Raw genomic sequence first — 14,888 nt, 5'->3', positions numbered from 1 at the left:
CGAGACAATGGTGGAGATGGGCTATTAATACCGTTGCGAGTTTGCCTGGGGCGGGTTCGCGCGGACCGTCGCGCGGCCCTGTGACGTCGACCCCGACAAGGCCGCGGCAAATTACAATGATGGTATTCTTGAGCTGCGCCTGCCGATGGTAAAGGAAGCCCGCCGGCGCAAAATCGTGGTGAAGTAAAGATTTCCCTGCCGTGCGCCGCTTCGAACCGCGGCGCACGGCTGACGAGCGGCACGCTCACGCATGCTACCGGCGCGCCCGTTCGTCGCGCGCCAACCACACCCCTGTGCTATCCTTTCAATTGTCAATAATAAATGCGCCAGACTGTGCGCAATTCCTCTTTTTTTATCCGGTCTGGCGGCGTGTGCGATAAGCCAGGACGGGTACGTTATGACAGGGTCGACCTACTCATACGGTATTCACCGTATTCACCGCTCGGAGTTTCCGTTGGCCCGCCAAGCCTGCAGTACCTGCCGGCTTGCCAGCCTCTGTCTGCCCCTGATGCTCTGCCCCGAGGACGTTGCGGCGCTGGAGCGGATTGTCCAGTGGCGAAGGCCGCTCGGAAAGGGGGCCGTGCTCTACCGTGCCGGGGACCGGTTTAGCGCTCTCTACGCCGTACGCAGCGGTTCGCTGAAGAGCACCTTGCTCTCCGAGTATGGGCAGGAGCAGGTTAGCGATTTCCTTTTGCCCGGGGAGCTGGTGGGGCTGGACGCCATCGCATTCGGCTATCATCCGACCACGGCGACGGCACTGGAGACCACCAGCGTTTGCGAGATCCCGTTCATGCGGCTGGAAGCACTCTCAGCGACCATTCCCGGCATGCAGCATCGGCTGCTCAAACTAATGAGCCGGGTGATCGTCAGTGCGGAGGAGATGATGCGAACCCTGGTCCGGGGCAGTGGCGAACAGCGCCTGGCGGTACTGCTCCTCGACCTGAGCGAGCGTTTCGCCCGGCGCGGCCTGTCACCGAGTTGCTTCCGCCTCCCGATGCTGAGGCACGAGATCGGTAATTACCTGGGCCTGACTCCCGAGACCACCAGCCGGCTGTTCAAGCGCTTTGAAAAGCGAGGTTGGATCGTCGTAACGGGTGCTGAACTCGACTTGCTTGACCTGGCCGCTCTGCATGAATCGGTCCATATGGAAAGCGATGAGAGGAGCTCACCGAAATCCTCCCGGATCTGATTCGTGTCGCTATACCGCCAATGAGATAATGGCGGCCTGCCAATCGAGGCCGTGGTCTTCGGGTACCTCCCGCCAATTTGCGCCCCATCTCCCGATGCCGGTCAGCTACTAGGCTAGGCAGCGCCGCCGTAGAGGCCAGCCCGCGACGCACCGCTCCGAGTCATTGCGTTGCGGTAGTCGCGGAAGGAACGCCACGGGCTTGATCCTGATCAATGCAGCCGCCGTGGCACGCGGTACAAATACGGAACGATCGCAAGCTGGTGGAGCCGATATGCACAGCATGACGTTGGCTAACAGAGCCCGTCTCCAGAAAGACAACGCTCCCGCGTGTCGCGAGAGCGGCGCCGCCGCAGCGAATCGCAGGGGATCGTCTGCCGCGGCTGCGCAGCCAGTGTGCCCCGTGCAGGGAGGCGTCGGGGAGGAATCGGCGGGCTCGCGCCGCCCGCCGCCGATGGGCAGTCGGGCGCACCGCGTGCCGGCGATGGAGTTGGGGCCTGCGCCGTCCGGCGCCCAGATCGATCGAAAGCTGGTCGCACGCGTGCAGGCCGGTGACAAGCGGGCTTTCGACGGGTTGGTACAAAAGTACCAGCATCAGCTTTTCAGGCTGATATCGCGCTATATACACGACCCGGAAGAGGCCTTGGACGTGACCCAGGAGACGTTCATCCGAGCCTACCGGGCGTTGCCTAACTTCCGCGGCGACGCCGGCTTTTACACCTGGCTCTATCGCATCGGGGTCAACATGGCAAAGAATCACCTGGCTGTGCTCGCCAGGCGGCTTCCGGACAGTGTTATCGATGTTCAGGAGGCGGAGCGTTACAAGACCGATTTCTGGTTGAAGGACCATGATTCACCCGAGGCGCTCACGGTGTGTGACGAAATCGAGCACACGGTGGCCCTCGCCTTCAGCGAGCTGCCCGAGGACCTGCGCACCGCAATCACCTTGCGGGAACTCAGGGGCTTGACCTATGAGGAAGTGGCTCAGGTTATGGGTTGTCCGGTCGGCACGATCCGGTCTCGCATATATCGCGCCCGGGCGGCCATCGACGAGCGCCTGCGTCCGCTGCTCGGGTGAGAAGCGCCCAGTTCGGCGCACTCAAACGGTGGTCGAGCGCTTCGCATGTACCGGAGCAGCTACTAAATGACGGTAGAACGGGTAGCAAGCAATCCGGTACTCGAGGCGTTTGACGGGGCCGTATTCGACCTGGATGGCGTAGTCACACGGACCGCCAAGGTGCATGCCAGCGTCTGGAAAACGTTGTTCGACGCCTACCTCAGAGACAGAGCGCAGCGGCAGGGGGAGCCGTACCGGCCTTTCGACATCGAGCTTGACTATCGTCGTTACGTCGATGGCAAACCGCGTTACGAGGGCGTTCGCAGCTTCCTCGAGTCCCGGGGCATGGTGTTGGCGTATGGCAGTGCTGAGGACAGCCCGGCGAGCGAGACGGTCTGCGGACTCGGCAACCGCAAAGACGCCCTTTTCCGCGAGCGCTTGGCGCGGGAGGGAGTCAAGGTTTTTGAAAGCTCGGTCGCCCTCATTCGCGCGCTGCGCAAGAAAGGTCTCAGGATCGCCCTGCTCTCGTCGAGCAAAAACGCCGATGCCGTGCTCGCAGCAGCGGCGCTGACGGATCTGTTCGACGTCCGCGTCGACGGCGCCGAAGCCGCTCGCCTCAAGCTCAAGGGCAAACCATGCCCGGATACCTTTCGGCACGCGGCCGATCGGCTCGGGATCGCGCCGAATCGCGCCTTCGCGGTCGAGGACGCGATCGCCGGGGTCGAAGCCGCAAAAGCCGCGGGCTTCGGTCTGGTGATCGGCATCGATCGAAATGGCAATGCGGCGGCCCTGCGGGAGCACGGTGCGGATCGGGTCGTCAGTGACCTTGCGGCGCTGCGATTGACTGAACCGCCTGACGCATCGGCTAAAATCTGCCGCTTACAGCGCAGGCTCATCCAAGCACTGAAAGGCGGGGCGCCATGAACGGTTGGACGCTTGTCTATGACGGGTTCGACCCGCCTCGGCAAGGCCTGCGTGAGGCGCTGTGCACGCTCGGTAACGGATACTTTGCAACACGCGGCGCGGCCGAGGAGGCGGAAGCCGACGACACGCACTACCCCGGAACGTACCTGGCGGGCGGATTCAATCGGTTGAAAACCGAGATCGCCGGTCGCACGGTTGAAAATGAGGATCTCGTCAACCTGCCGAACTGGCTGCCTCTCACGTTTCGTCCCGTGGACGGTGATTGGCTCAATCTCCTCGCCTTCGAGGTTCTCTCCTACCGCCAGTCTCTGGACCTGAGGCAAGGTATTCTTCGCCGTGATATGCGGGTGCGCGACCGCCAGGGACGCGAGACCACGCTCGCTACGATACGTCTGGTTCATATGGGAACTCCGTATCTGGCGGCGATCGAATGGCTGCTGAGGCCGGAGAACTGGTCGGGTCGGATCGTGCTGCGCTCCGCCCTGGACGGCCGTATCATCAATGCCGGTGTGGCGCGCTACCGCTCGCTTGCAAGCAAGCACCTTTGTGCGCACGCGACCGAGCCGCTCGGAGAGGATCGGATCCTGCTGCTGGTGGAGACCAATCAGTCCCGGATCCGGATAGCGCAAGCCGCCCGCACGCGCGTGTTTCGCGAGGATCAGCCGATCGAGGTGGCGCGGCTTCTTCGCGAGGAGAAGGGATGCATTGCTCAGGATCTCTCCTTCGAGATCATCAGCGGCCAAGCGGTGACGGTGGAAAAGGTGATCGCGCTGCATGCGTCCAGGGATCGCGCGGTCTGCGAGCCTCGCTCGCTCGCCGCACAATGCCTCGCTAACGCCGGGCGTTTTCGCGAATTGCGAGAGAGCCATTCCCGGGCCTGGGCAAATCTCTGGCAAGGCTGCGACCTGAGCCTCGACGGCCCGGATCGCATGCAGATGCTCTTGCGCCTGCATGTCTTTCATCTTCTGCAGACCGTCTCGCCGCACAGCATTCCCCTTGATGTCGGTGTCCCCGCTCGCGGCCTGCACGGCGAGGCGTATCGGGGCCATATCTTCTGGGACGAGCTATTCATCTTCCCGTTTCTCAACCTGCGCGTACCCGAGATCACGCGTGCCCTTCTGTGCTACCGGTACCGCCGCCTGCCCGAAGCCCGCCAAATGGCGCGGGAAGCTGGCTACCGCGGTGCGATGTATCCGTGGCAGAGCGCCAGCAGCGGACGGGAAGAGACGCAGACGCTGCATCTGAACCCCAACTCCGGGCGCTGGCTTCCCGACCATTCGAACCTGCAACGCCACGTGAACGCCGCCATCGCTTACAACGTCTGGCGCTATTACGAGGTGACGCGGGATCAGGAGTTTCTATCCGCTTTCGGCGCGGAGATGCTACTCGCAATCGCCCGGTTCTGGGCCTCCATTGCGACGTGGAACCCGGAGCGGCGCCGTTACGAGATTCGCGGCGTCATGGGGCCGGACGAATTTCACGACCGCTATCCCTGGGCGCAGCAGCCAGGTCTCGATAACAATGCCTATACCAACGTGATGGCGGCCTGGGTCCTCGCCCGGGCGCTCGATACTCTGGAGCGCGTAGCGCCCGAGCGCCGTGCGCTTCTTCAGGATACCCTCGAGTTGTCCGCCGAGGAGATTGAGGGGTGGGACAGGATCAGCCGGAGCCTGTTCGTGCCGTTCCACGAGGGAGTCATCAGCCAGTTCGAAGGCTACGAACGGCTCGAGGAACTCGACTGGCAGCGTTACCGGGAGAAATACGGCGACATACAGCGCCTGGACCGCATTCTCGAGGCCGAGGGCGATACCGCCAACCGCTACAAGGTCTCGAAGCAGTCGGATGCCTTGATGCTGTTCTACCTCTTTTCCGCCGAGGAACTGGACGTTGTCTTCACCCGATTGGGCTATCCATTCAAGAGAGAGATGATCCCGCGGACCGTCGACTACTATCTCAACCGGACGTCGCATGGCTCGACGCTCAGCCGAGTCGTTCACTCCTGGGTGCTCGCGCGCTCTGACCGCCCCGGTTCCTGGAGACTGCTCAAGGAAGTGCTGGAGAGCGACGTCAGCGACATCCAGGGCGGCACGACGGCGGAAGGAATTCATCTGGGCGCGATGGCCGGCACGCTGGATCTGTTGCAACGCGGTCAGATGGGCCTCGAGGTCGGTGAGGATCTTTTCCGGATCGACCCGTGCCTGCCGAGGGAGCTGCACCGGTTGCGCTTGCGGCTGCGCTACCGTGGCCACTGGGTCGATCTCGATATCGGCTGCGAGCGGATGATCGTCGCCGCACCGGGCGAGTGGGCCGGACCGAGCCGCATTTTCGTGCGGGATACGCCCTTCCCCTTCGGGGCGGGAAGCCGGCTGGAGCTTCGCTGCCATCTCGAAGACGGCGGCTGGCGTCCGGTGCCGGAGCCGCCACGGGCCGAGGCGGCATCCGCTTCGGGTAAGGCCCAATGAAATTGTGGCGCACTGTCGCTCTATAAAGCGGCAACGTATTGCCTGTGGCTGACTGCCTTAATTGACGACGCATCATCGGCTTCGGCAATCGGGAGCGAAGATGATGCCGCAGGGCGGATTCTCGCGCGCCACCAAGCTCACTCAGCGTAAGCTCGGCGATCTCATCGCCAACCATCCGCCGTGCCTGATCGGATGGTACGGCCACCAAGTGCCGGCGCTGCTGGTGCAGTTCGTCTTCCTATCTCACGGCCAACAAAAACGACTTCAACACGGCGGTGCCCATCACCATAAGCACCTCCATCGATGTCGCTATGAAGATATACATGGGTATCACACGGCCATTTGACCGGCGGTTTTTCCGTTCACTACATATATGCCCAAGCAGATACGACTCTACATGTGCCTTGTTCAGCACAACCGCCGAGTTGACCTACGTCAACGTGGTTCGGTGCTGCGCGTCGTATTTTGTGTGCGTGGTACGCCAAATAATGTAAATGGACCGTGCCGTGCCACACGATCATTATTAGCCCGAAGTTGGACCGAATCTCAGGAGCAAGTGTTATGGCCGAGGAAAAGGTTAGGGAAATCACCCCTGCTACGAAAGAAACCACGTCGGCCTCGCGGGCATTGAGCCCGTTCGAGGAATTCGAGCGGATGTTCGAGAATCTCTTCGACCGGGGCTGGATGCACCGGTTGCGCTCGGGCTGGGAGCATCCGCTGTGGGACCGCCTTGCCCTCGATGAGCCGCGCATGCCGAAAGTCGACGTTGTCGATCGGGACAACGAGTTGCTGGTGCGTGCCGAGATTCCGGGTTTCGAGCGCAAGGACCTGGACGTCTCCGTAACCGATAACGCCGTGACGATCAAGGGTCAGCGCTCCAGCGAGGTCAAGGAGGAGAAGGGCGATTACTATCGTTGCGAGATCGCCCGCGGCGCCGTCGCGCGAACGATCGCGCTGCCCTGCGAGGTCGACCCCGAGAGGGCCGAGGCTAAATTCAACGAGGGTATCCTCGAGTTGAGCCTGCCGAAGGTCAAGGAAGCCCGCCGGCGCAAGATCGAGGTGAACTGAAAGCTTCCCTGCCGTGCGCCGCTTCGGAGCGCGACGCACGGCAGTTTTGCCCACCCTGCCGCCTCAGGATTCTTCATACGATAGGAGAGCGAGACGCAGACGCCTCTTGCAGCAAGGCCACATACCCCCCAGCCGAACAACCCGCCTGATCAAAGGTGCTGTGCGCTGAGGGCGCCACCTGCAAAGCGGTACCCGGCCCGTTTGCATCGGCAACTCGCGCGCCAGCGGCTTCGATTTAAGGCGCAATAAGAGAAATCGGTTCTAGAATCTTCTGTGGTACCGATGATCGCGAGGCAGTCATGCGCCTTCATCATCTTGGGGTTGATGAACTCCTGCGTACCTTGCACACCGGACCGGATGGGCTAGGCGAGGACGAAGCGGACAGGCGGCTTGCCGAGTACGGCCCGAACCGGGTTGAGGTCCGGCCGTCGCGGCGTTTTATTACCCGAGTGCTGGCGCAGTTCACACACTTTTTCGCGCTAGTGCTCTGGGTGGCTGCGGCGCTCGCGGTTGCAGCCGAGTTTTGGCGTGGTGGAGAAGGGATGGGTGTGCTGGCCGTCGCAATCGTGGCGGTGATTCTCATCAACGGGCTGTTCTCGCTGTGGCAGGAATACAAAAGCGAACATGCGGTTGAGGCCTTACAGGGACTGTTGCCGCACCTGTCTATGGTGGTGCGCAACGCCGGGATTCACGAAATCCCCGTCGAGGCGCTCGTTCCCGGCGATATCGTCGTTCTCGAGGGTGGCGACAGCGTGCCCGCAGACTGCCGCATTATCGCGGCGGCGGGAGTGCAAGCCAACATCGCCGCAGTTACCGGGGAATCGGCGCCGGTGCTGCGCGACGCCCATCCGAGCGAGGAGCATGATCTGGTCAGCAGCAGAAACGTTCTTCTCGCCGGCACCGTACTGACTGCGGGCGAAGCACGAGCGGTGGTCTTTGCCACCGGGATGCACACCGTCTTCGGTAATATCGCGCACCTGACGCGGACCCAGGGTGAGACCTTGTCGCCGCTGCAGAAGGAAGTAACCCGCCTCAGCCGGCTGATCGCGGCACTGGCGGTCGGTCTCGGCGCCGTATTCCTTTTTATAGGCCAGGCGACCGGCATGAAGCTATGGGACAGTTCGTTGTTCGCTATCGGTATCATCGTGGCCAACGTGCCGGAGGGGTTGCTGCCGACGGTCACGCTGGCGCTTGCCATGGGAGCGCAGCGCTTGGCGAGGAGAAAGATGCTGGTCCGCCACCTCAACGCGGTGGAGGCGCTCGGTGCTGTCACTGTCATCTGCACCGACAAGACGGGGACATTGACAGAAAACCGCATGGTCCCCGAAAGCGCGTATATCCATGGGCAGATCGCACGCGGAAGCGAGTTAAAGCGCCTCGGAGAAACGGCTCCGGCCCTGGCCGACGCCATTCGGCACTGCCACAGTCTGAAGCAGGTGATTGGCCCTGCTGAAGCGCACATTACGGGCGATGCGACCGAGGCCGCGCTGCTGAGCCTCACGGGCGACGCCCTAGGGCGCCAGCAGTTGCTCGACGAAATTCCCTTTGATCCGGAACGCAAGCGGATGTCCACGCTGCATGCAGACGCAGGTGGGCGAGTCTTGTACACCAAGGGCGCGCTCGAGACCGTTTTGCCATTATGTACCGGCATCGACGGGCGCACGATCGATGACAACACACGCGCCGCCATTCGGGAGGCGGAGGCGCATATGGCGGTGCTGGGCCTGAGAGTGCTTGCGTTCGCTTGCCGGAGAATCAGTGGGGAGCAACCACGCGAACTGCTGGAGCAGGAGCTCGAATTCCTCGGCCTGCTCGGTCTCAACGATCCCATCCGGCGGGAAGTGCCCGAGGCAGTTGCCCGCTGCCGGGGTGCGGGCATTCGCACCATCATGATCACGGGCGACCATCCGCTCACGGCACGTGCCGTCGCTGAGCAAGCGGATTTGGGCGGCCCCGGGGGCGAGGTATTGTCGGGCAGCGACCTGCAGAAGATGTCGGATACCCAGCTGCAACTCGCGCTCGACCGCCCTTCAATCATCTTTGCCCGCACTCGCGTCGATCAAAAGCGCCGCATCGTCGCCGCCTTGCAGAAAAAAGGCGAGATCGTGGCCGTGACCGGCGATGGCGTCAATGACGCCCCTGCTCTGCGCCAGGCGGACGTCGGCATCTCCATGGGGGTAGGAGGCACGGACGTGGCACGCGAGGCGGCGGACATGATCATGGTCGATGACAACTTCGCAACCATTGTCGCCGCCGTCGAGGAGGGACGAGCGGTATTCGACAACATCCGCAAGTTCTTGGGCTATATTCTGACTTCGAACATCCCGGAAATCGTGCCTTTTCTCGCGTTCGTTCTGCTCGATGTACCACTTGCCCTGACGGTGGTGCAAATTCTCGCGGTGGATCTGGGCACGGATATGGTGCCTGCCCTGGCGTTGGCAGCGGAGAAACCTCATTCCGACGTAATGCAGCGGCCGCCCCGCCGCCGCGACCAGCGCTTAACGGACTGGCCGCTCATTCGCAGGGCGTACCTGTTGCGGGGACCGTCTCAGGCGTTCGCGGGAATGGCTGCGTTCTTCTTCGTGCTCTCGGAATACGGTTGGACCTACGGCTCCTTATTGCCGTCTGAAACTGCGTATCACCAAGCGACTACGGCGTGTCTTGCCGCGATCGTGGTTGCGCAAGTGGCCAATCTCTTCCTCAGTCGCAGCGAGCGGCTCTCGGCGTTTACGCCAGAGACGGCACCCAATCCGATGATTCCTGTCGGGATCGTCGTGGAGCTCATGGTGATCGCCGTGATCGTCTACCTGCCGCTCGGTAATCTGCTGTTCGAGACCGCGCCGCTGCCGCTGAATGTCTGGGCGCTCGCCGCTCTTTTCACGGTGCCGTTGATCTTTGCCGATGAGGTCTACAAGGCCATGGCCCGGGTTAGGGGCTCCGCCTCCCGCTGGCCGGCATCGAGAATGCGATAGCGACCGGCGCTTCAGGCGAGGAAGCATGGCTCATGCCAGAGCATAGGGACGCCCAGAACCAGCACAATAGATGCGGATCCGGATCGCGCTCTACTTGTGCTCAATGCGCTGCCTTCTAAGCTAACGGATAGGGATTATTGGGCCACGGGGATCGTACCCATCGACCGGAGGGCGGGAATGGAGGAGACCAGCGGTGCTGTCGTCATAAACCGGGATGGGTTACAGAAGCTCATCGACGTGCTCGTCAGCCGCGGCTATCGAGTGATTGGGCCAACCCTGCGCGACGGCGCCATTGTTTACGACAAGATCGACAATATCGGCGATCTTCCAGTGGGCTGGACCGACGAGCAGGACGGCGGGCGCTACCGGCTTCGACGCCGCGACGACGCCGCGCTCTTTGGCTATGCGGTTGGGCCGCATTCTTGGAAGCGCTATCTGCATCCGCCCAATCTGCGGCTGTGGCGGGCCGAGCGCGGCGCGGAGGGCATGCGGATCGTCGATGAGCAAGACCAGCCGCCACGCTATGCGTTTATCGGCGTTCGTGCCTGCGAGCTCAACGCGATCGCCATTCAGGACAAGGTATTTCTCGGGGGGCCCTACGTGGATCCGCACTACCAATCGCGGCGCGAGGACCTCCTCCTGGTGGCGGTCAATTGTGGTGTGGCCGGCGGGACTTGTTTCTGCGCGTCGATGGGCACCGGCCCCCGCGCGCAGTCGGGCTTCGATCTGGCGCTTACCGAGATCATCGAGGCGGGTGAGCATTGCTTCCTTGTGGAGTCGGCCACTGACGCGGGGGCGCAGGTGCTCGCCGAATTGCCCCACCGACCGGCGCAGCCCTCAGAGACGGAAACGGCACGGGCCATCGTGGAGCGAACCGCGAATAGCATGGGCCGCGAGATGCCGGATACCAATGTCCCGGCTCTGCTGATGCGAAACCTGGAGCACCCCCGCTGGGACGATGTGGCCGAGCGTTGCCTGACCTGCGGCAACTGCACCATGGTCTGCCCGACCTGCTTCTGCACGAGCGTGGATGACGAGACGGATCTGAGCGGTGAGACGGCCACCCGCACGCGTCGCTGGGACTCCTGCTTTACCATGGATTTCTCTTATGTCCATGGCGGCAGCGTGAGAAGCTCCGCTCGGTCACGCTATCGCCAGTGGATGACCCACAAGCTCGCCACCTGGGTCGATCAGTTCGGGACCTCCGGCTGCGTGGGCTGCGGGCGCTGCATTACCTGGTGTCCGGTGGGAATCGACATCACCGCGGAGGTGCGGGCGATTCGCGATAAGGACGGCGACGGAGACGGCTCGTGAAAGACATCGAGCAGATCGTGCGGGAGCATCCGTTTTTCCGGGGGCTGGATGAAGCCTTCTGCGATCTCGTCTGCGGCTGTGCGCGTAACGTGCGCTTCAACAGCAACGAGTATCTCCTCCACGAGGGCGGTGCCGCCGACACGCTCTACCTCATTCGTCACGGCCATGTCGCTCTCGAGATCGCCGTGCCCGGCGGTCCGCCCGTGCGTTTCCAGACGCTGGGGGATGACGAGCTGGTGGGCATCTCGTGGCTGGTGCCGCCCTACCGCTGGACCTACGACGCCCGCGCCGTGGAGTTGACCCGAGCCATTGCCATGGATGCCCGTTGCCTGCGCGAGAAGTGCGAGGCGAATCACGACCTAGGCTACGAGGTGATGAAGCGGCTGATGCCGATATTGATCAGTCGCCTGCAGGCCACGAGGATGCAGATTCTCGATGTCTACGGCGCACCGGAGTAACCCGTGAGGCCGGTGCTCGGGCATGATCCCATGCGCCCGGTCCCGGTGCGGGTCCTGCGCCGGCGCCGGGAGATCCCCGGCACATGGACGCTGGAGCTGGATGGTGATTGCCCGGAGGCCCGCGGCTTCGCCGCCGGACAGTTTAATATGCTCTACGTCTTCGGCGTGGGCGAGATTCCGATCAGTCTAAGCGGGGATCCGGCGAAACCCCACCGGCAGGTGCACACGGTACGGGCGGTAGGGCCAGTATCCCGCGCACTAACGGGGCTCAGGACGGCGGATACCGTCGGCCTGCGCGGACCCTTCGGCAAGGGTTGGCCCGTCGAGGCGGCGGCAGGTGCCGATGTCCTGCTGATCGCCGGCGGGCTGGGGCTTGCGCCTCTGCGCCCCGCGCTGTACCAGATCCTGAGCACGCGTAAACGCTACGGCCGCGTGGCGCTGCTCTATGGAACGAGAAGCCCCCAGGACATCCTCTTTCGCCGTGAGCTGGAACGCTGGCGCCAGCGTCCGGATCTGCAGGTCCGGGTCACGGTGGATCACGCGGACAGCGCCTGGCCCGGCCGGGTGGGCGTCGTCACCCACCTTATTGCGGTGGCGTCCTTCGATCCCGCTGAGACCGTTGCCTTCGTCTGCGGTCCCGAAGTGATGATGCGCTTTTCCATCGCGGCGTTGCAGGAGGCGGGCGTCAACGAGGCCGCGATTCACCTGTCGATGGAGCGCAACATGAAGTGCGCCGTCGGCCATTGCGGTCATTGTCAGTTCGGGCCGACCTTTATATGCAAGGACGGGCCGGTGCTCTCTTTCGAGCGCGTTCGTGGGCTGCTGAGCCGAAAGGAGATCTGAAATGACCCGACCCCGACGCAAGCCGCGCCTCGCCGTCTGGAAATTCGCCTCCTGTGATGGCTGTCAGCTGAGCCTGCTGGACTGCGAGGACGAGCTGCTGGCGGTAGCCGATGCGGTGCAGATCGCCTACTTCCCGGAGGCGACGCGCGGCGCAATCCGGGGAACGTATGATCTCTCGCTGGTGGAGGGGTCCGTTACCACCGCCCACGACGCCAAGCGGATTCAGGACATCCGTCGGCGCTCGCGCACGCTGGTCACCATCGGGGCCTGCGCCACCGCCGGCGGTATCCAGGCACTGCGCAACTTTGCCGACGTGGAAGCATTCGTCTCCGTGGTCTACGCGAACCGCGAGTATATACAGACGCTGGCGACCTCCACGCCCATTGCCGATCACGTGCGCGTAGATTTCGAGCTGCAAGGCTGTCCCATCAACAAGCGCCAGCTGCTGGAGGTGATCACGGCCTTCCTGAGCGGGCGCCGCCCGGCCATAAGCAGCCACAGTGTCTGTATCGAGTGCAAGCTCAAAGGTAACGTCTGTGTCATGGTCGCCCACGGCACCCCCTGCCTCGGGCCGGTGACCCACGCCGGCTGCGGTGCCTTGTGTCCATCGTACAACCGCGGCTGTTATGGTTGCTACGGTCCCATGGAGACACCGAAGACGCGCGCGCTGAGCGAGTGGCTGCAGGGCCTCGGTATGGACCGGTGCGAGCTTCTGCGCGTGTACCGCAACTTCAACGGCAACGCCGAAGCGTTCCGCGAGGAGAGCAAGCGGCATGGCCCGTAGGACCATCAAGGTGAACTACCTCGCCCGCGTGGAGGGCGAGGGCGCGCTGCGCGTCACGGTGCGTGATGGCGTGGTCCGCGATGCCGAGCTGCGCATCTTCGAGCCGCCACGCTTTTTCGAGGCGTTGCTGCGCGGCAGAGCGTTCACCGAGGCAGCGGATATCACCGCGCGCATCTGCGGCATCTGCCCCGTGGCCTATCAGATGAGCGCCGTGCATGCGATGGAGAACGCCTTGGGCGTGCAGGTCGACGCGCCATTGCGGGCGCTTCGCCGCCTGCTCTACTGCGGGGAGTGGATTGAAAGCCATGCCCTGCATATCTATATGCTCCACGCTCCGGATTTCCTGGGCTACGCCGGGGCCATCGACATGGCACGGGACCATCCCGAGACGGTACGCCGCGGCTTGGCCCTGAAGAAGGTGGGCAACGAGGTTATGTCGCTGCTGGGTGGCCGGGAGATTCATCCCATCAATATCCGTGTGGGTGGTTTCTATCGCACGCCGACCCGAGAGGATCTCGTCCCGCTTGCGGAGAAGTTGAAGCGTGCACGCGAGGCGGCGCTGGAGACGGTCCGTTGGACCGCCGGCTTCGATTTCCCCGACTGCAGTCGGGACTATGAGCTGGTCGCGCTGCGCCATCCGCACGAGTATCCGTTTAACGAAGGGCGGCTCGTCTCCAACCGGGGGCTGGACATCGCGGCAGGGGAGTACAACCAGCATTTCGTCGAGGAGCACGTCGAGCGCTCCACGGCGCTGCACTCGCGGCTGCGCGAGCGCAGCAGCTATCTGGTCGGGCCGCTGGCGCGTTACAGCCTCAACCATGACCGCCTCTCGCCATTGGCCCGGGAAGCGGCGGCTGAGGCCGGGTTGGCTGCCGTCTGCACCAATCCGTTCCAAAGTATCGTCGTACGCAGTGTCGAGGTGCTGTATGCCTGTGACGAGGCGTTGCGCATCATCGAGCGCTACGAGCCGCCCGAGCATCCCGCAGTCGAGCTGAGCCCGCGCGCGGGCGTGGGCTACGGCGCGACCGAAGCTCCCCGCGGTCTGCTCTTCCACCGCTACCGCCTGGCCGGGGACGGGAGCATTGAAGAAGCGCAGATCGTGCCCCCCACGGCGCAGAATCAGCCCAGCATCGAGGAGGATCTGAAGGCCTTCATCGGCGATTGGCTGGAGCTGGCCGACGACGCCCTGCGCGAGCGCTGCGAGCAGGCCGTACGCAACTATGATCCGTGCATCTCTTGCGCGACCCACTTCCTGAACTTGGAAATCGATCGTGGTTGAGTGTGGTCATCGTCGGCTGGTCATCGGGATAGGTAATCTGGATCGAGGCGACGACGCCGTGGGGCGGCGGGTTGCGGCGGCGCTGCGCGGGCGTGTGCCCGAGGATGTCCGTGTGATCGAGCACGACGGCGAGAGCGCGGGTTTGCTCGACTGCCTGCGTGGCGCCGATGCGGTTTATCTCGTCGACGCCGCCATCTCCGGGGGTGCGCCGGGGACGATCCAGCGCTTTGATGTCCTCGACTCCACACTGCCCATACGGCGGGGAAGCGCGTCCACGCATGGGCTCGGGCTTGCCGAGGCGATCGAGCTGGCGCGTGCGCTGAATCTGCTGCCGGCGCAGTGCCTCGTCTATCTTGTGGAGGCGGGATCCTTCGCGCCGGGCGCCGCGCTTAGCGCGGCGGTTGCCGCTGCGGTGGGTCCTGTAAGCGCGCGGATCGTCGCGGACATTGGCTGGCAAGCGGCGATCGGCGAGGGGGAGGTCATACGCTAGCCGGTTGCCCTTCGGCCGCCCGCGCGGCACGATCGGCTGCGTACCTTGGTA

At 63.5% G+C, this 14,888-nt stretch carries 12 protein-coding genes and 2 pseudogenes; all 14 read left to right on the top strand.

What is annotated here, in order from left to right:
* Positions 1–46: 46 nt before the first annotated feature.
* Positions 47–187, top strand: a pseudogene (locus AC52Q4_RS13815) (Hsp20/alpha crystallin family protein); the annotation flags it as partial.
* A 210-nt stretch (positions 188–397) separates the two neighbouring features.
* Positions 398–1,189 (top strand): fumarate/nitrate reduction transcriptional regulator Fnr, encoded by a 792-nt coding sequence (gene fnr / locus AC52Q4_RS13810; RefSeq protein WP_495537374.1) that lies wholly within the window; start codon positions 398–400, stop codon positions 1,187–1,189.
* 481 nt (positions 1,190–1,670) lie between these two features.
* On the top strand, positions 1,671–2,264 hold the full coding sequence (rpoE, locus tag AC52Q4_RS13805) for an RNA polymerase sigma factor RpoE (protein WP_495537373.1): 594 nt from the start codon (positions 1,671–1,673) through the stop codon (positions 2,262–2,264).
* A 66-nt stretch (positions 2,265–2,330) separates the two neighbouring features.
* Positions 2,331–3,167, top strand: a complete 837-nt coding sequence (locus tag AC52Q4_RS13800) for an HAD family hydrolase (RefSeq protein WP_495537372.1) — start codon at positions 2,331–2,333, stop codon at positions 3,165–3,167.
* Between the two features lie 2 nt (positions 3,168–3,169).
* Positions 3,170–5,629: pseudogene (locus tag AC52Q4_RS13795) on the top strand (glycoside hydrolase family 65 protein); the annotation flags it as partial.
* Between the two features lie 100 nt (positions 5,630–5,729).
* Positions 5,730–5,975 (top strand): hypothetical protein, encoded by a 246-nt coding sequence (locus AC52Q4_RS13790; protein WP_495537371.1) that lies wholly within the window; start codon positions 5,730–5,732, stop codon positions 5,973–5,975.
* A gap of 215 nt (positions 5,976–6,190) precedes the next feature.
* Positions 6,191–6,697, top strand: coding sequence for an Hsp20/alpha crystallin family protein (locus tag AC52Q4_RS13785; protein WP_495537370.1), 507 nt, complete (start codon positions 6,191–6,193; stop codon positions 6,695–6,697).
* A gap of 299 nt (positions 6,698–6,996) precedes the next feature.
* The gene (locus tag AC52Q4_RS13780; protein WP_495537369.1) at positions 6,997–9,669 is read left to right on the top strand and encodes a cation-translocating P-type ATPase; all 2,673 of its coding nucleotides are present in this window, start codon (positions 6,997–6,999) and stop codon (positions 9,667–9,669) included.
* 177 nt (positions 9,670–9,846) lie between these two features.
* Positions 9,847–10,983 (top strand): 4Fe-4S dicluster domain-containing protein, encoded by a 1,137-nt coding sequence (locus tag AC52Q4_RS13775; RefSeq protein ID WP_495537368.1) that lies wholly within the window; start codon positions 9,847–9,849, stop codon positions 10,981–10,983.
* Positions 10,980–11,441 (top strand): cyclic nucleotide-binding domain-containing protein, encoded by a 462-nt coding sequence (locus AC52Q4_RS13770; RefSeq protein WP_495537367.1) that lies wholly within the window; start codon positions 10,980–10,982, stop codon positions 11,439–11,441. Before AC52Q4_RS13775 ends, AC52Q4_RS13770 begins: the two co-directional genes overlap by 4 nt.
* A 30-nt stretch (positions 11,442–11,471) precedes the next feature.
* Positions 11,472–12,284 (top strand): FAD/NAD(P)-binding protein, encoded by an 813-nt coding sequence (locus tag AC52Q4_RS13765; RefSeq protein ID WP_495537376.1) that lies wholly within the window; start codon positions 11,472–11,474, stop codon positions 12,282–12,284.
* A gap of 1 nt (position 12,285) precedes the next feature.
* On the top strand, positions 12,286–13,068 hold the full coding sequence (locus AC52Q4_RS13760) for an NADH-quinone oxidoreductase subunit B family protein (protein WP_495537366.1): 783 nt from the start codon (positions 12,286–12,288) through the stop codon (positions 13,066–13,068).
* On the top strand, positions 13,058–14,347 hold the full coding sequence (locus AC52Q4_RS13755; RefSeq protein WP_495537365.1) for a Ni/Fe hydrogenase subunit alpha: 1,290 nt from the start codon (positions 13,058–13,060) through the stop codon (positions 14,345–14,347). The genes AC52Q4_RS13760 and AC52Q4_RS13755 overlap by 11 nt, the downstream gene beginning before the upstream one ends.
* Positions 14,340–14,837 (top strand): hydrogenase maturation protease, encoded by a 498-nt coding sequence (locus tag AC52Q4_RS13750; protein WP_495537364.1) that lies wholly within the window; start codon positions 14,340–14,342, stop codon positions 14,835–14,837. The genes AC52Q4_RS13755 and AC52Q4_RS13750 overlap by 8 nt, the downstream gene beginning before the upstream one ends.
* Positions 14,838–14,888: the final 51 nt, after the last annotated feature.

This window comes from Nitrococcus sp. (assembly GCF_059432795.1).
The sequence above is the reverse complement of the archived record's forward strand: the minus strand, read 5'-3'. Positions and strand labels throughout refer to the sequence as shown.